The following is a 20,554-nucleotide window of genomic DNA, read 5'->3' as shown; positions in this document are numbered from 1 at the left end:
GGCGTAGCGAAGCTAAGACCCGGAATCCATCGTAGGGTTCAGAGCCCTCCGATGGATTCCGGATCTGCGCCGCTGACGCGGCTTGTCCGGAATGACGGCGCGGGTGATGCCAAGTGACCGGAAGCCCTTGATAGCCCCGATTTGTTTCAGGCCGGCTCCTCAAAATGAAGGCTGGAGGTTCCAAATGCGCGCCAGGCGGCCCACCGCAAGGCGGGCCGGCTACGCGATCGGCCCGATCGGATCATCGAGATAATACCATTGCGCGAGGTGCCGCAGGATGATCGGCTCGATCCGGCTGTTGATGAAGGCGACATCGGCGAGCGCGTCGTCGCTGTCGGGATCCATGAAAAACGGTTCCTCGAAGTGAAGCTGGAACTGGACCTTCTCCAGGCGCTCGCAATAGACCACGACGAGCTGCGCGCCGGTGCGCCTGGCGAGCTTGGCGGCGAGCGCCAGATTGCCATTGAGGTGAGGCGGACGCCCGAACAGCGGCGCCATCATCGTGCCGCCGCGCTTTTCATCCGGGAACAGGGCGAGGACGCCGTTGCCCTTCAGGATGGACAAGGCGCGCAGAGCGCTCATCCGGTCGGGCGGGAGCACCTCGACGTCGAAGCCGCTGCGCGTCGCATCGGCGATGTCGCGATGGGCCGCATTCTCCGGCACCTCGGAGATCGAGGCGATGGAAACACCGATCTTCTGCATCGCCGCGGCCATCACCTCCCAATTGCCGAGATGCAGGCAGAGCGCGATGGTCGGGATCTTGCCGAGATTGGCGCGGGGGGCCTCGATGCCGACGAGTTCCATCCGCTTGGAGGAGGTCAGGCGATGGACGATGGAGAACTCGGCCATCAAGCGCCCGACATTGTCGACGAAACGCCAGACCAGCGTCTCGACTTCCGTCTCCGCCATCGCCGGAAAATGCTGCCGGATATTGGCGCGGGCCTTGCGGGCGACGTCCGGGTCGATGAAGCGGATCTTGAGCCAGGCCAAGCGGGCGCCGAGATTCGAGACGAACGCAATCGGCAAGCGCCGCATGGCGTGATGCAGCACTCGCTCCAGGGCCTGCATGGGGTATCGGTCCGTATCAAAGGGGCAGTCGAGCAGAACGCCCGACCGCGCGGAAAGCCCTCCTCCGGGCGCAATGTCGGGCGGCAGGCCGGTTCGACCCTATAGCCTCATCGGGGCGACGCTTCAAAAGCGCTGGACGCATATCGGCAGGGACAGTGGCGCTTTGTTCAGGCTGGAACTCAAGGCTGAGTGTCACATCGCTGCGGCCAGGGCGGATCGGGCACCCATGGCGCAGCGCAAATCCAGCTTGTTGGGGTTACAGCGGGGTCAAACTTGGTGAAGATCGACGCTCTCGTCATCTGAATGAAGCCGGCCGCACCATTCCAGATAGCCCTACCGCTCCCGCGCAACGCGAAAGCCGTTGGTCTGGAAGCGCACATCGAAATCATATTTGAAGCGCGAGGCCGAACGGACATACTGCGGCTCGCTGCTGAAGGAGCCGCCGCGCAATACGCGTTCCTTGCAGCCCGGCTTCACCCAGGCAGAGCCATTGGCGGGCGCGGATCTGTAGCTGTCGTTCCAGCAATCCTCGACCCATTCAGCCACGTTTCCCGACATGTCATAGAGACCGAAATCATTGGGCGGATAGGTGGCGACGGCAACCGCAGCTGTCGAGCGCGAACCATCGCAGCCCGAACAGTTGGCGCGGGCCTTTTCCATCATCTTGCCCCAGAAATAACTGGTGGCCCGGCCTGCGCGCGCGGCATATTCCCACTCGGCCTCGGTCGGCAGCCTATAGCTCTGGCCGGTCTTTTTCGACAGCCAGGCGACATATTGCTGCGTGTCCTCCCAGCTCAGGTTGCCGACCGGTCGCCTTCCCCGACCGGCGCCCCGATCGTCCGGCGCGAAGGCACAGCCTTTGGCCGCAACACAGGCATCCCATTCGTCGTAGGTCACTTCGGTGCGGCCGATATAAAACGGCTTCCTGATGGTGACGGTGTGGACAGGCGCCTCGAAGCGAAACGGTTCTGCCGACCCCATGGCGAAAGCGCCCGCTGCAATCGGAATCATCGGTGGGCACTCCGCGCAATCCTGCACCGGAGCATTGGCAGGCGCGACCGGCGCAGCGGGGGGCGCAGCAGGGGGCGGCGCCTTGCCGCTCAGACGCTCGATCCGGGCGCGCGCCTCCGCCGCATAGAGCCCGGTTGGCCAGGCATCGAGATAAATCCGAAAATCGCCGAGGTCTGTCTTGTCCTTGATCGAATTCCAGTAGCGGGTTTCGAGGCTGCCTGCGTCAGCGGCGGGCGGGGTGGCGGGCGCCTGCGCCAGAACAATCGTGCCGGGAAGGCGCGGCGCCGATGCCCCCGCGGAAGCCGGATACGGCAACAGCCAGACAATGAGGCCAAATGCGACAGCCTTTAGCCTGGATGCAGGCGTCAGATACGGAAAGCCGGAGCCCAGGATCAAATTCAATTCAGCTGCCATGGACTGCCATCTTCTGCGAAAATACCGGGAGCGGGGCAAGATTCTAAAGATCTTACAATCACCGGATCAGAGTTACCCGCGCCGCGCCGAAGTTTTTCGACATCCACTCCTGTCTCTCCTGCACCTGTCTTGCCCGCACCTGTCTACCAGCGCCGCTGCCTATGCGGCCTCACCACTCTCACTTCGATCCGCTGTGACATGACCGGCGGATCATGCGGGATATGGTCCTGATCGCCCAGCACGAGTTGCAGCGTGTGCCGGCCCGGCGCAAGCGTGATCTTCTTCTCAGTCTCACCGCGGCCGAAATGGAGATGGTTCGGATCGCTGGCAATGGGTTCCCCCAAAGCGGGCGCAGGCCGGTCGATGATGAGATGGTGATGCCCGGTGCCAGCCTTGACGACGCCTGCCGGGGCAACACCCATAGTGCGCAGTCCAAACCGGACCGTCAGGTTTGGCGGGACGACCGAGCCGTTGGGAAGGCCGATAAAATAGACCTCAGAATCCGGCAGCGACGCCGTGCGCCCTGGCGCGGTGGCCTTGTCGGACACCGTCACGTGGATCACCGCGGACATGATCGGAGGATTGTGCGGCACATGATCGTGGTCGCCGAGCAGCAGTTGCAGCGTATGCGGGCCGGGAGCGAGAACAAGCTCGGCTTCCGTCTGGCCGCGCCCGAAGTGCAGATGGCCGGGATCGCTCGGAATCGGCTCGCCTAACGCCGGCACCGGGCTGTCGATGAGAAGATGATGATGGCCGGAATTGGCTTTTGCGACCGCCGCCGGAACAACGTCTAAATTGGATGCGCCGAACTTGAGGGTGAGCTTCGGCGGAATGACCGCGCCATCCTTCAGATCCGTGAAAAAAACCACGGCATCGGGCCGGATTGGGGTGCGCGGTGTCTGCGCCTGAGCGAGCGCGGGCGTCAGGAGCAGGATCGAACAAGCTGCCAGGGCCCGCAAGGCATAACGATCCAGCATCATCCAGCTCCTTCGCAACCAGCTCGTCACAGGAGTAGCAGAACAGGAGTAGCAAAACGGCCCTGGAAAGGCAAAAATCTCCGCGCTGGCGATGATCGCCGGCATAGCCGGGATATGCTGCCGGGTGGTCTGGCGGGCCTTGCGGGCGACGACCGGGTCGATAAAGCGGATCCTGAGCCAGGCCAAGCGGGCGCCTGCCCGCCTTGCGGGATGCTCATCGGCTGGCTGACAAGCCTCAGGCGACGGTCGCTGGACGATCCTGGCTGTCGTGCCGATCTTCTAATTCCGATAGTTTGGCAACGGTGGTTAGTGAGGGACTGAAGAGTAGGAAACCGCCGTTCACCGAGCGTCACAGAGGATGGAATAATGTCGAAGAAGGTGAGCGGATTTCTTCTGGGATGCGTGGTTGCTCTGTCTGCCTGGACGACCGCAAATGCACAGGATCGGCCGGTGACGCTTTTCTCCGCCAAGCCCGGTAACCCTGTGATCGTCCCCAAATGGGCGGAGCTGGCAAAGTTTCATCCCACTGGGTGGCCGGGCAAGTGGAGCGGCACTCCGTGTGGCCAAACTGATTTACAAAGAGAAAGCCCACTTGAATTCCATCGCATACCACAGGGACCGGTCGTCGCGTTGGTGCCCTGCTGGAGTATTGGCGACGAGCTTTGGGAAGTAACCCGACAAGGTTTTGAGGTTGTGCTTCTGCCAATGCCTTCCGACTTCCCCGGTGGAGGTTTCAGCCTTAGACGGAACACTGGTCATCTCGTGTGGAAAGCGGAGGCCGGAATTTTCACAGCGACAACGTCATCCGACGCCGTCCCGCATCTGGCGCAGAGAATGACCTATATGGTCGGGCAGAGTGTCCGCAGCATACGACTGACGAAAGTCGAGAGTGCTCTGCGCACCGGATACAATCACGATAATCTCGACTGGCAGACTGAATGGGAAGCGAAACCATGGCGTGCCCAGCCCAAGGGACCGATGCTAGGTCCCTAACGGCTTGAGCTCCAACAACACCATCGGTTCTCCAGCTTCCCTCCTACCCACACCCAGTTCTTCGCATTCGCGCACGCCCCTTACGACGAACTAGGCATGGCGGTGCGCCCGCACCCATGGCAATCAGCGCTTCGCGATTGCACAATGGTAGGGCAGAGGGAGCACAAGCGCAGATGAACGCGGCCGCATCGCCAGACCTTCCTTCCTTGTCAGATCTGCCTTCATTGTCAGAGCTGCCTTTCATGAATGCCTTTCCCTCGCCCTCCCTGGAGCAATGGCGGGGGGCGGTCGACAAGGTCCTGAAGGGCGCGGATTTCGAGAAGCGGCTGGTCGGCCGCAGCGCCGATGGCATCCGCATCGAGCCGCTCTACGCCGCCGCCAGCCCGACGCGGAGGCCGCTGCGAGCTGAGGCCGGCCGCTGGCATGTCTCGGCCCGCGTCGATCATCCCGAGCCGGCGCAGGCACAAGCGCTCGCCTTGGCCGATCTCGAGGGCGGGGCGGATTCGCTCGTGCTGTCCTTCCTCGGCGCGCGCGCCGCGCGCGGCCATGGGCTCGTCGCAGGAGATGTCGCAGCGCTCAATGCAGCGCTTGACGGCGTCATGCTGGAGCTGATCCGGTTGCGGCTCGACCCGGCCCCGCAAGGCCGCGTCAATGCGCTCATGCTGGCGGCCCTGTTCGAGAAGCGCGGCATCGCGCCCGATAGCGGCGCGGTCGATTTCGGGCTCGACCCAATCGGGCTTCTGGCCAGCGAAGGCGTCTTCGCCGCGTCCTGGCCGGAGATCGGCCGCAGGCTGGCGGAGACGATCCGGGCGCTGAAGCAGCGCGGCTTCAACGGGCCGTTCCTCACCGCCGACGCCCGCCCATATCACGAGGCCGGCGCGAGCGAGGCGCAGGAGCTCGGCGCGGCGCTCGCCACGGCGGTCGCCTATCTGCGCGCGCTCGAGGCACAAGGCATGGCGCTGGATGAGGCCCGCGACGCGATCTCCTTCGTCCTCGTCGCTGATACCGACGAGTTCATCACCATCGCCAAGTTCCGCGCCGCCCGTCTGCTCTGGGAGCGCGTGCAGACAGCCTGCGGGCTCGCACCGAAGCCGATGGTCCTTCATGCCGAGACCGCCTGGCGCTCGCTGACCAGGCGCGACCCTTGGGTCAACATGCTGCGCAGCACGATCGCGACCTTCTCGGCCGGGATCGGCGGCACTGATAGCCTCACCGTCCTGCCCTTCACGGCCGCGCTCGGCCTGCCCGACGCCTTTGCCCGCCGCGTCGCGCGCAACACCCAGCTCGTGCTGCTCGAAGAGGCCAATCTCTGGCGCGTCGCCGACCCCGCCGCCGGGGCCGGCAGTTTCGAGAACCTGACCCAGGCGCTCTGCGAACAGGGCTGGAGCAAGTTCCAGGATCTCGAGCGCGAGGCAGAAGGCGGCCTGCCGGGCATCGTCTCGGCCTTGACGAACGGCCATGTCCAGGCCGGCCTCGCCCGCCAGAGAGAGGCGCGCGCCAAGGCGATCGCCACGCGCCGCGAGCCGATCACCGGCACGAGCGAATTCGCCAATCTGAAGGAGGCCCCCGTCAGCGTGCTCGATGTCGCGCCCGCCGCGCGCCGCGCAGCCCGCCCGCCTGAGACCAAGGCGAGCGCCCAGGACCAAAGCGATCTCATCGCTCAACTGGTGCAGGGCGCGGCGCGCGAGCAGGCCTTGAGCGCGCCGGAAGAGGCGCTGCGAGCCGAGCCCCTGCCCTCGCACCGGCTGGCCGAGGCATTCGAGGCCCTGCGCGACAAGGCCGATGCCTTCCCCGAGCGCCCCTCCGTCTTCCTGGCGACGCTGGGGCCGATCGCCGATTTCGCCGCGCGCGCCGGCTTCGCCCGCAACCTGTTCGAGACCGGGGGACTGGCGGCGCCAAGCCAAGATGGCTTCACCAAAGACGGTTTCAGCAAGGACGGCGCCACCAATCTTGCGGCCCTCATTGCGGCCTATCAGGCATCGGGCGCGGGCTTCGCCTGCCTCTGCGGCTCGGATGAGCGCTATGCGGCGGAGGCAACCGCAGCCGCCACGGCGCTCAGGCAAGCCGGCGCGACGATCTGGCTCGCCGGCCGGCCGGGCGAGAGCGAGGCCGCGCTCAGGGCAGCCGGCGTGACCGGCTTCATCCATGCCGGCTGCGATGTCGTCGCCCTGCTCGAAAGCGCGCTTGCCATCTTGGCATCGCCAAAATAGCGCAATTTGCTATGAACGTTGGACAGCAATGGGTGGTTCAAGCGTTGAACCACATTGTCGAACAGGAGCTCGCGGCTCTACCTTCCCGATATCCGGGCGCGCTTTGCGCGCTTCACTCAGGTGATCCGGGAAGACGGCCTTCATGCCTTGCCGTTCGGATGGGTCAAGCCGCTGGGCGACAAACTTTGGGAGCTGCGGCTGACTGGTCGCGATGGCATTGCGCGAGCAATCTATATCGCCGCCAGCGGGCGGCGCGTCGTTATCGTGCGGGCCTTCATCAAGAAAACCGAGAAGACGCCAAAACGCGAACTCGATCTGGCCCGCGAACGCGCGAAGGACGTGACATGAGAGATATTCGCGAATGGGTCGCCGAACAAATGCAGGACACCGAGTTCAAGCGTGAATATGACGCGCTTGAAGAGGAATTCGCCCTGCTGACCTCCTTGATCCGCGCCCGCACCAACGCCAGGCTGACGCAGGAAGAGCTCGCCCAGCGCATGGGCACGACTCAATCCGTGATCGCGCGGCTCGAAAGCGGCTGGGGCAAGCCCTCGACCCGGACGCTGGAGCGCTACGCCCGAGCCACGGGCACAAAGCTCAGGATCACATTGGAAGCCGCCGAGTGAGCACACCGCCCCCCATCGCCCTGACCATCGCCGGTTCCGATTCCAGCGGCGGCGCCGGCATCCAGGCCGATCTCAAGACCTTCGCGGCGCATCAGGTCTATGGCGCAAGCGTCATCGTCGCGCTGACCGCGCAGAACACGACCGGCGTCCGCGCCATCCACGCCGTGCCGGCCGATTTCGTCGCCCAGCAGCTCGATGCGGTGTTCGAGGATCTCGATGTCGCCGCCGTCAAGATCGGCATGCTGGCGACGGCGGAATTGATCGAAACCGTCGCCAACGGCCTGATCCGCCACAAGGCCCGCAACATCGTGCTCGATCCCGTGATGGTCGCGGCGTCGGGCGCGAAACTGCTGCAGGACGACGCCGTCGACGCGATCCGCCGCCATCTCTTTCCCCTGGCGACGCTGATCACCCCGAACCTGCCCGAGGCCGCCGCGCTGCTGCGCACGGGCATTGCCGAGACCGACGCGGCGATCGACGAGCAGGCCGGCAAGCTTGCCGAGCTTGGAGCCGCGAACGTTCTGATCAAGGGCGGGCACGGCACCGGTGATGTCAGCAGCGACCTGCTGCTGCTTTCCGGCGGAGCCCGCCAGCGTTTCAACGCCCCGCGCCTGGCGACGCGCAACACCCATGGCACGGGCTGCACCTTGTCGTCGGCGATCGCGGCGGGTCTCGCCAAGGGGCTCACGTTGCCCGAGGCCGTCGCCCAGGCGAAGCGCTATATCTCGGCGGCCATCGCCGCCGCCGATCAGGTTCAGGTTGGCCACGGCCACGGACCGGTGCATCATTTCCACCATTGGTGGGACCAATCCGACGGGAGACAGCCATGACCGCGATCCCGGATTTCACGACGCTGGCCTTTGCCGACGGCGCTCCCTTTGCGACGACCGCGCCCGCGACCGGCGCCGACTGGCTGACGCCGGAGGGCATTCCGGTGAAGCCGCTCTACACGGCTGTTGACCGCGACGGCCTGCCCTTCGTCGAGACGCTTCCGGGCATCGCGCCCTATCTACGCGGGCCTTATCCGACGATGTATGTCAACCAGCCCTGGACGATCCGGCAATATGCCGGCTTCTCCACGGCCGAGGATTCCAACGCCTTCTACCGGCGCAATCTTGCCGCCGGGCAGAAGGGCCTCTCGGTCGCCTTCGACCTCGCCACCCATCGCGGCTATGATTCAGACCATCCCCGCGTCGGCGGCGATGTCGGCATGGCCGGCGTCGCGATCGACTCGATCTACGACATGCGCACGCTGTTCTCAGGCATCCCGCTCGACCAGATGAGCGTCTCGATGACGATGAACGGCGCCGTCCTGCCGGTGCTGGCGCTTTATATCGTCGCGGCCGAGGAACAGGGCGTGCCGGCGGCCAAGCTTTCGGGGACCATCCAGAACGACATCCTCAAGGAGTTCATGGTCCGCAACACCTATATCTATCCGCCCACGCCCTCGATGCGGATCATCGGCGACATCTTCTCCTATACCTCGCAGAACATGCCGAAGTTCAACTCGATCTCGATCTCCGGCTATCACATGCAGGAGGCGGGAGCGACGCAGGATCTGGAGCTCGCCTACACGCTCGCCGACGGCGTCGAATATATCCGCGCCGGCCAGCGCGCCGGCCTTGGCGTCGATGTCTTCGCGCCGCGCCTGTCCTTCTTCTGGGCCATCGGCATGAACTTCTTCATGGAGGTGGCAAAGCTGCGCGCCGGCCGCCTGATCTGGGCCAAGCTGGTCAAGGATTTCGGCGCGCAGAGCGAAAAATCCCTGCCGCTGCGTACCCATTGCCAGACCTCGGGCTGGTCGCTGACGGCGCAGGACGTCTTCAATAACGTGCCACGCACCATGATCGAGGCGATGGCGGCAACCCAGGGCCACACCCAGTCGCTGCACACCAATGCGCTCGACGAGGCGCTGGCCCTGCCGACCGACTTCTCCGCCCGCATCGCCCGCAACACCCAGATCCTGCTGCAGCAGGAGAGCGGCACGAGCCGCATCATCGATCCCTGGGGCGGCTCCTATTATGTCGAGCGCCTCACCGCCGAGCTTGCGGCAAAAGCCTGGGCGCATATCCAGGAGGTCGAGGCTCTCGGCGGCATGGCCAAGGCGATCGAGGCCGGCATCCCGAAGCTGCGCATCGAGGAGGCCGCCGCCAAGACGCAGGCGCGCATCGATGGCGGCCAGCAGGCGATCATCGGCGTCAACATGTTCAAGCCTGAGAACGAGGCCATGATCGACGTGCTCAAGGTCGATAATGCCTCGGTGCGCAAGCAGCAGCTCGACAAGCTCCGCCGGCTCAAGGCGGAGCGCAATGAGGCCGATGTCCAGGCTGCGCTCACCGCGCTGACCCATGGCGCGAAGGGCGACGCCAATTTGCTCGACCTCGCGGTCAAGGCTGCGCGCGCCAAAGCCACCGTCGGTGAGATCTCGATGGCGATGGAGCAGGTCTTTGGGCGCCACCGCGCCGAGATCAAGTCGATCTCGGGCGTCTACAAGCGGGAGGTCGGCACCATGAACCCAGCCGTGACACGCGTGCAGATGATGACGGAAGCCTTCGAGGAGGCCGATGGCCGCCGGCCGCGCATCCTCGTCGCCAAGATGGGGCAGGACGGGCATGACCGCGGCCAGAAGGTGATCGCCTCGGCCTTCGCCGATCTCGGCTTCGACGTCGATATCGGGCCGCTCTTCGCGACACCCGACGAGGCGGCGCGCCAGGCAGTCGAGAACGACGTCCATATCGTCGGCGTCTCCTCGCTTGCGGCGGGCCATCTGACATTGGTGCCGGAATTGAAGCGCGCGCTCGCCAAGGCCGGCCGGCCCGACATTATGATCGTCGTCGGCGGCGTGATCCCGTCGCAGGATTTCGAAGCGCTCTACGAGGCCGGCGCAAGCGCGATTTTCCCGCCGGGAACGGTGATCGCCGACGCGGCCGAGAAGCTGCTCGAAAACCTCAATCAGCGGCTGGGCTACGCGCAAAAATCAGCCGCCGAGTAATCCCGGCGGCTGCAAATCGGTCGCGGAGTTCGGCGAGCGGTCAGTTAAACCCGCCCTGCCCCTGCCTGCCCGGCGCGGTCTCATAGGTCTGCCCCCCGGGGAGCTGCCGGCCCGGCGGCGTGTAGAAGGTACGCCCGTTCGGTAGAACCCCGGCGCGGCCCAAGCCACCGGGGCCGGCGGGCACGTTGTAACCTCGCCTATAGGCCGGCCGCTGCGGGCGGTAGGCGCGTTCGCGATAATGGCGGCGCTGGCCGTAATAAGGGCGATCATAGTCGCGCCATTGAGCTTGAGCCGAGCTCGGCGCAGCCACGCCGCCCAGGCCGACGAAGCCTACGCCGAGCACCAGCGTCGTCGCGGCTGCGATTAGGGTCTTGCGGATCATGATCGTGGTCCTCTTTTCCATCACAGAAACCTCCCGCTCGGCTCTTTTGTTCCGCTCAGCGCTGTTGTTCCACTTGGCGCTTTTGTTCCATTTGGGGAAACATGCCGCAACGCTTGCGAAGCGGCAGGCACAAGCGCGCCTGCCGCCGGAAGCTGTACGTCAGCGCCAGCCGTAACCATAGGGAGGCGGCGGCGGCGCGCGGAAGCCATGGCCTTCATATTGATGGCGCCAATAGCGCCGGCCCCAATAGCCGTGGACGACGGGCGGCGCCGGGCGCCAACCATACTCCGCACGCTGATAGCCGGGCTCATAGCGGCCATCGAAGGCGCTCGCGGATGTGATCGGCGCGAAGCTCGCAACAGCCAGCGCCGCAGCGCCGATGGCGAGGGTGGAGAGGCCGGCGAATGTACGGAACATGGTCCCTGTCCTGTCTGACGGCGAAGGACACTCCCTCGCCTGACCCGGACAGTCGCATGCCGGGGCTGAACGGGGCTTGAGGCCGCCATTCACCTGCTATTTATCCGCGCTGGCCACTCAGCCACCGGCCATCCGCTCGCGCTTCAGCAGGAGCGAGGCTGCGATCACGGCAACAGCGACCGCGCCAATCATCAAGGTGCAGGCGGCGTTGATCTCGGGGGAGACGCCGAGCCGCACGGCCGAATAGAGCCGCATCGGCAGGGTCGTCGCGCCCGGCCCGGTGGTGAAACTCGCGATCACGAGGTCGTCGAGCGAGAGCGTGAAGGCGAGCATCCAGGCTGCTGCGACCGCGGGCCAGATCAATGGCAAGGTCACGGTCCAGAAGGTTATCAGCGGCGTCGCGCCGAGATCCTGCGCCGCCTCCTCGAGCGAGCGGTCAAAGCCGACGAGCCGCGCCTGGATGACGATGCAGGCAAAACCCAGGCTGAAGGTCGCGTGGGCGATCGTCACGGTCCAGAAGCCGCGCTCGATATCTGCCGCGACGAAGAGCAGGAGCAGGGACAGGCCGGTGATGACCTCCGGCATGACGAGCGGCGCCAGCACCATGCCGGAGAACAAGGTCCGGCCGCGGAACCGGCCATGGCGCGCCAGCGCCAGGGCCGCGAGCGTGCCGAGCACTGTGGCCAGCGTCGCCGAGACGCAGCCCAGTCGCAGGCTCAGCCAGGCGGCGTCGAGCAGCGGCTCGTTGTGCATGAGCGCACCATACCAATGCGTCGAGAACCCGCCCCAGACGGTCACCAGTCGCGAGGCATTGAAGGAATAGGCGATGAGCGCCAGGATCGGCAGGTAGAGGAAGGCGAAACCGGCGACCAGCGCCAGGATGAGGCCGGGCCCGAGCCGGTTCATGCCGCCCCTCCCCGCGCGAGGCGCGCGCGCTGGAGCAACGCCAGCGGCAGGACCAGCAGGACGAGGAGTACGACCGCCACGGCCGAGGCGAGCGGCCAGTCGCGGTTGGAGAAGAACTCCGTCCACAGCGCCTTGCCGATCATGATGGTGTCGGGCCCACCCAGCAGATCGGGAATGACGAACTCACCGACCGCCGGAATGAAGACGAGCGCGCAGCCGGCGAGCACGCCGGGGATAGAAAGCGGCACCGTCACGCTCAGGAAGGCCGTCCATGGCCTGGCGCCGAGATCGGCGGCGGCCTCGAGCAGGGAGCGGTCGAGCTTTTCGAGCGTTGCGAAGAGCGGCAGCACCATGAAGGGCAGATAGGAATAGACCATGCCGATCAGCACGGCGGCCTCGGTGTTCAAGAGCCTGAGCGGTTCCTGCGTAAGGCCAAGGCCGATGAGGGCCGCATCCAGCAAGCCATCGGGCCGCAGGATGCCAATCCAGGCGTAGACGCGGATCAGGAAGGAGGTCCAGAACGGCAGGATGACGAGGACGAGCAGGGCGCCTCGCCAGCTTTTGGGAGCGGAGGCCATCGCATAGGCAAGCGGATAGCCGATCGCGAGCGCAAGCAAGGTCGTCAGGCCGGCGATGCGCAAGGAATAGAGATAGCTCTGCCAATAGAGTGTGTCGTCGGCGAGCAGGCGAAAATTGTCGAGATCGAGCGCCGCCAAGAACTCTCCGATCGCGGCAAAACCTGCGAAATGCGGCGCATAGGGCGGCAGCGCCGTATCGGCATGCGAGAACGCCATGCGCAGCACGATGGCGAAGGGCACGAGGAAAAAGGCGAGCAGCCAGAGATAGGGGATGGCCACGACGAGGCGGGCGCGCGGCGGGCGGGAGGCGGCGCTCATGACACCACCCCCTCTCTACAGCCCCCATGTGCCGCTTGCCGCGGGACGCGCGGGGAACCCCTCTCCTGTAAGGAGAGGGGCAGGGGTGAGGTGTAGGCCACTGGACCAGTCAAGCGCGGACCTCACAGCGAAGCAGCGGTGAGGTCACGGCTAAGGCATCAAACGGCCTACCCCTCACCCTGCCCTCTCCCTCCGGGAGAGGGTTCCCCGCGCCCATTCCGGTCGAAGGGAGCGTGAAATTCTTCATGGCGCCAGCGCCAACCCGGCTTCGACGTCCCAGGACAGCCAGACCACGTCGTCCCAGGCAAAGGGCCGCTCGATCCGCCTTGTGCGGTTGGCCAGCGCGACCTTCAAAAGCGTGCCGCCTTCGCCTCCGACCATGACCTGGATCATGGTGACGTCGCCGAGATAGCCGATGTCCCAGATCTCGCCCCTGACCTTGTTGAGGCATTGCGCCGGTTCGTCATGGCCGAGCGCGATCTTCTCCGGCCGCAAGCCTATGAGCAGCGCGTCGCCCGGCGCGAAGCTGCCTGCATCCTCATCCAGTTCGAGCAGGCCCGCGACAGAGCTCTCGACCCTGACGAGGTCGCCCTCGACGAGCGAGACGCGCCCCTCGAGGACATTGATGTCGCCGACGAACTCGGCGACGTAACGGTTGACCGGGGCCTCGTAGATCACATCCGGCGGGCCGATCTGGACCAGCCGGCCATGGTCCATCACCGCCATGCGGTCGGCCATCGTCATCGCCTCGTCCTGATCATGAGTGACGACCATGAAGGCCGTGCCGAGCGTGCTCTGCAGATCCATCAATTCGAATTGCGTCGCCTCACGCAGTTTACGGTCGAGCGCCGCCATGGGCTCGTCCAGCAGCAGGAGTTTTGGCCGCTTGGCGAGCGAACGGGCAAGCGCGACGCGCTGACGCTGCCCGCCGGAGAGCTGGTCGGGCCGGCGCGCGCCGAGCCCCTCCAGCTTCACCAGCGCCAGCATCTCCGTGACGCGGCTGGCGATCTCGGCCTTGGCTAAGCCCTCGCGTTTCAGCCCGTAGCCGATATTCTCGGCAACGCTGAGATGCGGAAACAGCGCATAGGACTGGAACATCATGTTGACCGGGCGCAGATGCGGCGGGACAGTGGTGATGTCGATGCCGTCGAGCAGGATCTCACCGGAATCGGGCCGCTCGAACCCCGCCAGCATCCGCATCAGCGTGGTCTTGCCGCAGCCGGAGGGGCCGAGCAGCGCAAAGAATTCGCGCGGATAGAGCGACAGCGACAAACCATCGACCGCCGTCACCGCGCCGAAGCGCTTGGTGACATTGCGGAACTCCACCAGCGGGCGCGCCTGCGGGTCGTTCCAGGGCTGGAAGGCGCGGCGCACGCTGCCCGGCGAGGCCTTGCGCATGAGAGCCGCCCCCCGCCCCATTGCCGTGCTCACTTGGCCGCGCTCACTGGGCCACGCTCACTTGCCCGTCTTGACGCGGGTCCAGAGCCGGTTGACCAGCTTTTGCGCCTTCTGGTCGTAGGGCGTGATCGTATAGAGCCGCGCCATCACGGCCTCCGACGGGTAGATGCCCGGATTGCCGCGCACCGATGCCGACAGCAAGGGCTGCGAGGCGAGGTTGCCATTGGCGTATTGAATGAAGTCCGAGTTCTTCGCCGCCATGGCCGGGCGGTTGACGAAATCGATGAAGGCCAGCGCCGCCTCGGGATTGCCGGCATCCTTGGGAATGACGAAGGAATCGAACCACATCAAGGCGCCCTCCTTCGGGATGGCATAGGCGATCTCGACCTTGTTCTTGGCCTCCTCGGCCCGCTTCTTGGCCTGCAGCACGTCGCCGGAATAACCGACGGCGAGGCAGATATCGCCATTGGCGAGCGCATTGATGTATTCCGAGGAGTGGAATTTCTGAATGTGCGGCCGGATCTTGCGCAGCAATTCGCCGGCCTTGTTGAGGTCGGCCTCGGCCTTGGAATCCGGGTTCAATCCGAGATAGCGCAGGGCTGCGGGAAACATCTCCTCGACGGCATCCAGCACATGCACGCCGCAGTTCGAGAGCTTCTTGAGCTGCTCGGGCTCGAAGATGATCTTCCAGCTGTCGATCACGGCGTCCGGCCCGAGCCGCTCCTTGATCTTGGCGACGTTGTAGCCGATGCCGGTGGTGCCCCACATGTAATCGACGGCGTATTTGTTGCCGGGATCGTATTTGGCGAGCCGCCCTTGAATCTCCGGCCAGGCGTTTTTCAGATTCGGAACCTTGTTGGCGTCGATCGGCGCATAAAGCCCGAGCGGGATGTGGCGCGGCAGGAAGGAGGCGGTGACCACGATCAGGTCATAGCCGGTCTTGCCGGCGAGCAGCTTGGTCTCGACCGTCTCCATCTGGTCGAAGGTGTCGTAGACGACGGTGATCCCGGTTTCCTTCTTGAAGGCGTCGAGCACCTCGGGGTCGACATAGTCGGACCAGTTATAGATCCGCAGCTCCTTGTTCTGCGCGTTTGCAGCGCCCCCAGCGAGAAGCGCGAGCCCCATCGCCGCGCCCGAAAGAGCTCCCCTCAGCCAACCGCACGCCGTCATCGAAACCCGACTCCCCCTTGTCGCAATCGCCGCGCAAGCTAGCAGCTTGCTCGCGCGCCTCAAGTCATTGTGATCGTGGCATGACGCGCAGTCGTCTTACCCGTGGCCTTGCGATGCAACATGGCGGCCACATATCCTGCCGCATGCGTCACCTGCGCCGCTTCGTCACGCTTTTTGCGATCCTGTTCCTGCTGCCGGTTGCGACCCATGCCGCCTGGTGGTCGCTACAGGCCAATGCCGGCGACTGGCGCGGGGCCGACTGGTCGAGCGCCAGGCTCTTGCCGACTGCCGCAAGCGAGCCGGAGGCGGTGGTCCATGTCTTCGCCGCCCGCGTCGGGCGCTGGCGCGGCATCTTCGCGCATCATTCCTGGATCGTGGTGAAGGAGAAGGGCGCGCGCACCTATACCCGCTTCGATGTCGTCGGCTGGGGCACGCCGGTGCGCGTCAACCTGCGCGAGGCCGATGGCCGCTGGTTCGGCAACGCGCCCGAGCCCGTCGCCGAAATCCGAGGCGAGCAAGCCGAACGCATGATCCCGCGCATCCGCGCCGCCGTCGCCGATTACGCCTATCCCGCGCCGGGCAGCTATCTCGCCTGGCCGGGACCGAACTCGAACAGCTTCGTCCAGCATGTGCTGGCCGAGGTGCCCGAGCTCGCCCAAGCCCTGCCGCCGACGGCGATCGGCAAGGATTGGCGCGATGAGGGGCTCTTCGCCGGGCTCACCCCGAGCCGCACCGGCGTGCAGGCCTCGCTTTATGGCCTCGCCGGCGTGACGCTGGGCTGGGTCGAAGGCGTGGAGGTCAACCTACTCGGCCTCGTCGCCGGCCTCGACCTGCGCCACCCCGCCCTCAAGCTGCCGGGCTGGGGACGGGTGGGTTTTTAGGGCCCAAGCTCGGAAACACCGCGTCATTCCAGGCGAAGCGGAGACGCGGGATCCCAAGCGCGTCATGGTCGGGCTTGACCCGCCCATCTCGTAAACCAGAGCGCTCTGGTCAGGAGATTCTCTGGTCATGAGATTCTCGGGGCAAGCCCGAGAATGACGCCCTCCAGGCGCCAGCGCGCTTGCGCAGCCCTATGACGCATGGTTAGTTTCGGCCCGTTGCCAACCGAAGCTGGCCGGCTCCGAGACCGGCAGCCTGCAATGACGGAGCGATTGCATGCCGTGGCCTGATCTGACGATCGGCGGGCGCGATCAGCCCTCCTGGATCATCAAGCCGCGCGCCGATGCGCGGGCGCATCTGGCGGTCGTCTCGGACCAGCCCACAGCCAAAGGCCAGCCCGTGGTCAAGGAGCAGCGCCCACCACCCTGGCTGGAAGAGCGGGCGCTCGATTTCGCGGCTTTCGGCCGGCAATTGAACAAGGCCTTGGCGGGCCACGCTCCGATCGACGCCAAGGCCTGGCTGGCGCTGGTCGAGACCGTGCCTTGGGCGCTTCAGGACTATGTCTGGCGGGCAGCCGACATCCGCCTGGGCAAGGCGGCCAAGGCCGCGCTGCGCAGGCGCGACAACCGGGTGCTATACGAGCAGATCGAGGCGGTGCGGCTGTGCAGGCCCGATGGCGGCAAGCTCTATTTTCAGACGCCGAAACAGGAATTCGACGCATACGCCGCCGTGTTCCGGCGTTTCGCCAGCCCGATGGCGCGCGCCTACTTCAAGGGTGGCATGGTCTCGCTGTTGTCCCTGCGCAATGAAACGAGCACGCTCGCCCATCACGGCGAGGGCTCCTATGACGACAGGCTCGTCGTCCTGCGCAGAATCGGGTCGACAGGGATGTCGACGATCTTTCCGATCTGCACCGAGCCCGGCGCCCAGTATTCGCAACGCGCCGCCGGCAAGCCGGGCGGCGGCCGGCAGGACCAGCGCTATGGCGGCGTGCATTTCAACAAGATCGACGGCGAAGACGGCAACAACGACAAGATCAAGGATCTCGGCCGGCTGATCGAGGGCACCTATCACTATTACGAGAAGCCGAACGGCCACGTCGGCGCCCGCGCCTTCCAGACCAAGATCACCCAGGTCGTCGAGCGCGACACCGATGGCGACGGGCGCTTCACCACTGCCGACCCAAACCGGATCGACGCCAGGAAGGCCGGCACCTCGATGTTTATCCACCAGGGCGGCAAGGACAGCGTGCTCGAGCCCGACACCTGGTCCGCCGGCTGCCAGACCATCCCGACGAACCGCTACAAGGCGTTCCTGGCGACGGTCGGAAAGCCGGCTTCGCTGTTCTACGTGCTCGTCAACGCGGCGCGCTGAGGCCATGCCTGCTGAGGCCATGCCCATGCCGCCGGTCCGAAAGAGCTTTCCGGTGCTGCCCGCGGCCGTCATCGCCTCGGTCTGGTCGGTCGTGGCGGCCGGCGCCCAGGAGCGCCCGATCGAGGCCCCGCCGGGAGAGGCCGCCTGCGCGATCGGCGCCTTCGTCACCGAGACCGATCCCGCTGGCCTCAATGTTCGCTCGGGGCCGGGAACGGGCTTCGGCATCGTCGGGCGGCTGCCACCCGTGACGCTCAGCAAGGAGATTGATGGGCTCTCCGTCATGGTCGAGGTCGAGATCACGGCCAGCGCCAAGGGCTGGTTCCGCATCCGCAACGCCCGCGACAACGCGCAACTGACCGGCGCGGCGGAGCGGGCGATGTATGGCGGGCGGGGCTGGGTCAGCGGCCAGAAGCTGACCGTCAAGACACAAAGCCCGGCCGGGCGGGCTCAACCCAGCGAGAAGGCCGCCATCGTGCTTGGCACCGAAACCGGGCTGACGCTCGACAATGACGGCTTGCGAGCGGTGGGACGGCTGATCGGCTGCCAGGGCAAATGGGCCCTGGTCGAGTTCGGCCCCCTGCCCGCTGGCGACGCGCTGGGGCAGCGGCTCGACATCGCGCCGGCCGCGCAGAGCGGGCTGCCGCAAGGCCGCTTCCGGGCCTGGCTCAACCAGATCTGCGCGATTCAGGAAACCAGCTGCAGCGGGTTCTGAAGCCGCTGCTCGCGAGAGCAGGATGCGAAAAAGTGGGAACCGGTTTTTCGCATTGATCCTGCTCTAACTCTTGGATGAGAGACGGATTCAGATTTCAGATGGGATCACGAAGTGACCCCGTCTGAAATCATCCGGCTCTAGCGCCTCAGACCGCCTCCAGCGCCTGCGCCAGATCCGAGATCAAATCCTCGATGTTCTCGATACCGACCGAGATGCGGATCAGCGCATCGGTCAGACCGATCTCTTCGCGCAATTCCTTCGCCACGCCCGAATGCGTCATCGCGGCGGGATGCGAGACCAGCGTCTCGGTGCCGCCAAGCGAAACCGCGAGCTTCATGATCTGGAGGTTGTCGAGCAGCGCGAAGGCCTCCTTCTCGCCGCCCTTGACGTCGAAGGCGAAGGTCGAGCCGGCGGCGGTGCATTGCCGGTCGAACACCGCCTTGCGCGGGTCGCCGTCCCGGAGATCGCCGAGGTAGTGCACCTTGGCCACCTTCGGGTGGCTGGAGAGATACTCCGCCACCAGCTTGGCGTTCTCATTGGCGCGGCTCATGCGGATATCGAGCGTCTCCAGCGAGCGCATCAGCATCCAGCAGGAGTTCGGGTCGAGCTGGGTGCCGAGCGAACCGCGCCAGCTCTTGACCTGCCGCACCAGCGCGTCCGAGCCGCTGATCGAGCCGCCGACGAGATCGCTGTGACCGCCGACATATTTGGTCAGCGAGAGCAGCGAGAGATCGGCGCCCTGCTTCAAGGGCTTCTGGTATTTCGGGCCGAGCATGGTGTTGTCGACCACGACCGGCGGGCGATGGCCCTGGGATTTCTCCAGCTCATCGGCGATCATGGCGCAGGCGGCGAGATCGACCAGCCCGTTGGTCGGGTTCGCCGGCGTCTCGACCAGAATCATGCCGACGCGGCCCTTGGCAGCGGCCGCCTTGGCGGTTTCGCGCATCTGCGCGATGTCGAGCCCATCAGTGAAGCCGAAGGGGGTGACGCCGAAGGCGCCCATCTGGTTCTTCAGCAGCGTCTCGGTGCCGCCATAGAGCGGGCGCGAATGAATGACGGTGTCGCCGGGGCGCAGGAAGGCGAAGCAGGTCGTGGCGATCGCGGCCATGCCGCTGGCGAAGACGGCGCATTTCTCGGCCTCGTCCCAGATCGCCAGGCGATCCTCGAGGATCTCCATATTGGGGTGGTTGAAGCGCGAATAGACCAGGCCGGGCTTTTCACCGGGCTTGGGCTTGCGCCGGCCGGAGGTGAAGTCGAAGAAATCCTTGCCCTGCTGGGCGTTCTCGAAAACGAAGGTCGAGGTCAGGAAGATCGGCGGCTTGAGCGAGCCTTCCGACATCGCCGGCGAATAGCCGAAGCCCATCATCAGCGTCTCCGGATGGAGCTTGCGGTTGGCGATCCGGTCCTTGTGATAGCTGTCTTCGCTCATCGATTATGTCCTCCGCGGCGGCACGGTTCGCCCATGGCTCGTGAGCGTCAGGTTACGCCTTTCGCGGCGGCATTGCATGACCGATCATCATTGCCGTAAAGGCCCTCGATGCAGCTTTCTGCCAATGTTGAGCCGAACGGGAGCAGACCATGCTCGATTCCATCGATCGCCGTATCCTCGCCGTGCTGCAGGAGGATGGCCGCATCACCAATCAGGAGCTGTCCGAGAAGGTCGGGCTTTCGCCGACGCCCTGCCTGCGCCGATTGAAGCGGCTGGAGGAGACCGGCGTCGTCAAGGGCTATGCCGCGATCGTCGATCCCAAGGCTTATGGCCTGCCCTTCAGCGTCTTCGTCTCGGTGCGCCTGTCGCAGCAGACGCAGGAGAACATCTCCGAATTCGAAAAGGCGGTCGAAAGCTGGAGCGAGGTCACCGAATGCTATCTGATGACCGGCAGCCAGGATTACCATCTGCGCGTCCTGACCGACGGCATCGAGGGTTATGAGCGCTTCCTGAAACAGAAGGTGACGCGCCTGAAATGCATCCAGTCGGTCGAATCCAATTTCGCCCTGGCCACCATCAAGAAGCGCAACGGCCTGCCGCCGCTTTAGGTCACATACTCATAAACGGGATTCCCTGCGGGACTGAGTTCTGATTCATTGATCTCAGCCTTGGAGGTTGAGATGGCTCGCTTTGACCTGAC

General features: G+C 65.3%; 20 protein-coding genes. 10 read left to right on the top strand and 10 right to left on the bottom strand.

Going from position 1 to position 20,554, the window contains the following annotated elements; genetic code table 11:
• Positions 1 to 219: 219 nt before the first annotated feature.
• From J2Y55_RS19520 to J2Y55_RS19510, 3 genes are all read right to left on the bottom strand, one after another.
• Positions 220 to 1,068: a lysophospholipid acyltransferase family protein gene (locus tag J2Y55_RS19520; RefSeq protein ID WP_310156973.1), complete on the bottom strand. Its 849-nt coding sequence runs from the start codon at positions 1,066 to 1,068 to the stop codon at positions 220 to 222.
• A gap of 333 nt (positions 1,069 to 1,401) precedes the next feature.
• Positions 1,402 to 2,493: a formylglycine-generating enzyme family protein gene (locus J2Y55_RS19515; RefSeq protein WP_310156971.1), complete on the bottom strand. Its 1,092-nt coding sequence runs from the start codon at positions 2,491 to 2,493 to the stop codon at positions 1,402 to 1,404.
• A gap of 143 nt (positions 2,494 to 2,636) precedes the next feature.
• On the bottom strand, positions 2,637 to 3,656 hold the full coding sequence (locus J2Y55_RS19510) for a DUF4399 domain-containing protein (RefSeq protein WP_310156969.1): 1,020 nt from the start codon (positions 3,654 to 3,656) through the stop codon (positions 2,637 to 2,639).
• A gap of 180 nt (positions 3,657 to 3,836) precedes the next feature.
• Between J2Y55_RS19510 and J2Y55_RS19505 the strand changes: the two genes are divergently transcribed.
• From J2Y55_RS19505 to scpA, 6 genes are all read left to right on the top strand, one after another.
• Positions 3,837 to 4,463, top strand: a complete 627-nt coding sequence (locus J2Y55_RS19505; protein WP_310156967.1) for a hypothetical protein — start codon at positions 3,837 to 3,839, stop codon at positions 4,461 to 4,463.
• 242 nt (positions 4,464 to 4,705) lie between these two features.
• Entirely contained in the window at positions 4,706 to 6,673 is a 1,968-nt protein-coding gene (locus J2Y55_RS19500) for a methylmalonyl-CoA mutase family protein (protein WP_310156965.1), read from the top strand.
• Between the two features lie 54 nt (positions 6,674 to 6,727).
• Positions 6,728 to 7,021: a type II toxin-antitoxin system RelE/ParE family toxin gene (locus tag J2Y55_RS19495; protein ID WP_310156963.1), complete on the top strand. Its 294-nt coding sequence runs from the start codon at positions 6,728 to 6,730 to the stop codon at positions 7,019 to 7,021.
• The gene (locus J2Y55_RS19490) at positions 7,018 to 7,299 is read left to right on the top strand and encodes a helix-turn-helix domain-containing protein (protein ID WP_310156960.1); all 282 of its coding nucleotides are present in this window, start codon (positions 7,018 to 7,020) and stop codon (positions 7,297 to 7,299) included. The genes J2Y55_RS19495 and J2Y55_RS19490 overlap by 4 nt, the downstream gene beginning before the upstream one ends.
• Positions 7,296 to 8,129: a bifunctional hydroxymethylpyrimidine kinase/phosphomethylpyrimidine kinase gene (gene thiD, locus J2Y55_RS19485; protein ID WP_310156958.1), complete on the top strand. Its 834-nt coding sequence runs from the start codon at positions 7,296 to 7,298 to the stop codon at positions 8,127 to 8,129. Before J2Y55_RS19490 ends, thiD begins: the two co-directional genes overlap by 4 nt.
• Positions 8,126 to 10,291 carry a methylmalonyl-CoA mutase gene (gene scpA, locus J2Y55_RS19480; protein WP_310156957.1) on the top strand — a complete coding sequence of 722 codons (2,166 nt, stop codon included), beginning with the start codon at positions 8,126 to 8,128 and terminating at the stop codon, positions 10,289 to 10,291. The genes thiD and scpA overlap by 4 nt, the downstream gene beginning before the upstream one ends.
• A gap of 40 nt (positions 10,292 to 10,331) precedes the next feature.
• Here the strand turns inward: scpA and J2Y55_RS19475 are convergent, their stop codons facing one another.
• From J2Y55_RS19475 to J2Y55_RS19450, 6 genes are all read right to left on the bottom strand, one after another.
• Positions 10,332 to 10,694, bottom strand: a complete 363-nt coding sequence (locus tag J2Y55_RS19475) for a hypothetical protein (RefSeq protein ID WP_310156955.1) — start codon at positions 10,692 to 10,694, stop codon at positions 10,332 to 10,334.
• A 138-nt stretch (positions 10,695 to 10,832) separates the two neighbouring features.
• Entirely contained in the window at positions 10,833 to 11,090 is a 258-nt protein-coding gene (locus J2Y55_RS19470) for a hypothetical protein (RefSeq protein WP_310156953.1), read from the bottom strand.
• A gap of 117 nt (positions 11,091 to 11,207) precedes the next feature.
• Positions 11,208 to 11,996, bottom strand: coding sequence for an ABC transporter permease (locus J2Y55_RS19465; protein ID WP_310156951.1), 789 nt, complete (start codon positions 11,994 to 11,996; stop codon positions 11,208 to 11,210).
• Positions 11,993 to 12,892 carry an ABC transporter permease gene (locus tag J2Y55_RS19460; RefSeq protein WP_310156949.1) on the bottom strand — a complete coding sequence of 300 codons (900 nt, stop codon included), beginning with the start codon at positions 12,890 to 12,892 and terminating at the stop codon, positions 11,993 to 11,995. Before J2Y55_RS19460 ends, J2Y55_RS19465 begins: the two co-directional genes overlap by 4 nt.
• 243 nt (positions 12,893 to 13,135) lie before the next feature.
• Entirely contained in the window at positions 13,136 to 14,290 is a 1,155-nt protein-coding gene (locus J2Y55_RS19455) for an ABC transporter ATP-binding protein (RefSeq protein ID WP_310156947.1), read from the bottom strand.
• Between the two features lie 57 nt (positions 14,291 to 14,347).
• Entirely contained in the window at positions 14,348 to 15,460 is a 1,113-nt protein-coding gene (locus J2Y55_RS19450) for a polyamine ABC transporter substrate-binding protein (protein ID WP_310156945.1), read from the bottom strand.
• A gap of 143 nt (positions 15,461 to 15,603) precedes the next feature.
• Between J2Y55_RS19450 and J2Y55_RS19445 the strand changes: the two genes are divergently transcribed.
• The 3 genes from J2Y55_RS19445 to J2Y55_RS19435 all read left to right on the top strand — a co-directional run bounded on the left by J2Y55_RS19445 (position 15,604) and on the right by J2Y55_RS19435 (position 18,425).
• Entirely contained in the window at positions 15,604 to 16,341 is a 738-nt protein-coding gene (locus J2Y55_RS19445) for a DUF3750 domain-containing protein (protein WP_310156943.1), read from the top strand.
• A 274-nt stretch (positions 16,342 to 16,615) separates the two neighbouring features.
• Positions 16,616 to 17,713 carry a hypothetical protein gene (locus tag J2Y55_RS19440; protein ID WP_310156941.1) on the top strand — a complete coding sequence of 366 codons (1,098 nt, stop codon included), beginning with the start codon at positions 16,616 to 16,618 and terminating at the stop codon, positions 17,711 to 17,713.
• A gap of 25 nt (positions 17,714 to 17,738) precedes the next feature.
• Positions 17,739 to 18,425, top strand: coding sequence for an SH3 domain-containing protein (locus J2Y55_RS19435; protein ID WP_310156939.1), 687 nt, complete (start codon positions 17,739 to 17,741; stop codon positions 18,423 to 18,425).
• A gap of 145 nt (positions 18,426 to 18,570) precedes the next feature.
• On the opposite strand, the gene J2Y55_RS19430 is transcribed toward J2Y55_RS19435, so the two are convergent.
• Positions 18,571 to 19,854, bottom strand: a complete 1,284-nt coding sequence (locus tag J2Y55_RS19430; RefSeq protein WP_310156937.1) for a cystathionine gamma-synthase family protein — start codon at positions 19,852 to 19,854, stop codon at positions 18,571 to 18,573.
• A gap of 149 nt (positions 19,855 to 20,003) precedes the next feature.
• Between J2Y55_RS19430 and J2Y55_RS19425 the strand changes: the two genes are divergently transcribed.
• On the top strand, positions 20,004 to 20,462 hold the full coding sequence (locus J2Y55_RS19425; RefSeq protein WP_069690413.1) for an Lrp/AsnC family transcriptional regulator: 459 nt from the start codon (positions 20,004 to 20,006) through the stop codon (positions 20,460 to 20,462).
• Positions 20,463 to 20,554: the final 92 nt, after the last annotated feature.

Source organism: Allobosea sp. BE125, from assembly GCF_031456075.1.
In the GTDB taxonomy this organism is placed as follows: Bacteria; Pseudomonadota; Alphaproteobacteria; order Rhizobiales; family Beijerinckiaceae; genus Allobosea.
The sequence above is the reverse complement of the archived record's forward strand: the minus strand, read 5'-3'. Positions and strand labels throughout refer to the sequence as shown.

What these genes read in the sequence shown, in the direction of transcription:
- J2Y55_RS19520 (WP_310156973.1), bottom strand. Translation starts at nt 1,068, where the DNA reads ATGCAGGCCCTGGAGCGAGTGCTGCATCACGCCATGCGGCGCTTGCCG.
- J2Y55_RS19515 (WP_310156971.1), bottom strand. Translation starts at nt 2,493, where the DNA reads ATGGCAGCTGAATTGAATTTGATCCTGGGCTCCGGCTTTCCGTATCTG.
- J2Y55_RS19505 (WP_310156967.1), top strand. Translation starts at nt 3,837, where the DNA reads ATGTCGAAGAAGGTGAGCGGATTTCTTCTGGGATGCGTGGTTGCTCTG.
- J2Y55_RS19500 (WP_310156965.1), top strand. Translation starts at nt 4,706, where the DNA reads ATGAATGCCTTTCCCTCGCCCTCCCTGGAGCAATGGCGGGGGGCGGTC.
- J2Y55_RS19490 (WP_310156960.1), top strand. Translation starts at nt 7,018, where the DNA reads ATGAGAGATATTCGCGAATGGGTCGCCGAACAAATGCAGGACACCGAG.
- scpA (WP_310156957.1), top strand. Translation starts at nt 8,126, where the DNA reads ATGACCGCGATCCCGGATTTCACGACGCTGGCCTTTGCCGACGGCGCT.
- J2Y55_RS19475 (WP_310156955.1), bottom strand. Translation starts at nt 10,694, where the DNA reads ATGGAAAAGAGGACCACGATCATGATCCGCAAGACCCTAATCGCAGCC.
- J2Y55_RS19470 (WP_310156953.1), bottom strand. Translation starts at nt 11,090, where the DNA reads ATGTTCCGTACATTCGCCGGCCTCTCCACCCTCGCCATCGGCGCTGCG.
- J2Y55_RS19465 (WP_310156951.1), bottom strand. Translation starts at nt 11,996, where the DNA reads ATGAACCGGCTCGGGCCCGGCCTCATCCTGGCGCTGGTCGCCGGTTTC.
- J2Y55_RS19460 (WP_310156949.1), bottom strand. Translation starts at nt 12,892, where the DNA reads ATGAGCGCCGCCTCCCGCCCGCCGCGCGCCCGCCTCGTCGTGGCCATC.
- J2Y55_RS19455 (WP_310156947.1), bottom strand. Translation starts at nt 14,290, where the DNA reads ATGCGCAAGGCCTCGCCGGGCAGCGTGCGCCGCGCCTTCCAGCCCTGG.
- J2Y55_RS19450 (WP_310156945.1), bottom strand. Translation starts at nt 15,460, where the DNA reads ATGACGGCGTGCGGTTGGCTGAGGGGAGCTCTTTCGGGCGCGGCGATG.
- J2Y55_RS19445 (WP_310156943.1), top strand. Translation starts at nt 15,604, where the DNA reads ATGCGTCACCTGCGCCGCTTCGTCACGCTTTTTGCGATCCTGTTCCTG.
- J2Y55_RS19440 (WP_310156941.1), top strand. Translation starts at nt 16,616, where the DNA reads ATGCCGTGGCCTGATCTGACGATCGGCGGGCGCGATCAGCCCTCCTGG.
- J2Y55_RS19435 (WP_310156939.1), top strand. Translation starts at nt 17,739, where the DNA reads ATGCCGCCGGTCCGAAAGAGCTTTCCGGTGCTGCCCGCGGCCGTCATC.
- J2Y55_RS19430 (WP_310156937.1), bottom strand. Translation starts at nt 19,854, where the DNA reads ATGAGCGAAGACAGCTATCACAAGGACCGGATCGCCAACCGCAAGCTC.
- J2Y55_RS19425 (WP_069690413.1), top strand. Translation starts at nt 20,004, where the DNA reads ATGCTCGATTCCATCGATCGCCGTATCCTCGCCGTGCTGCAGGAGGAT.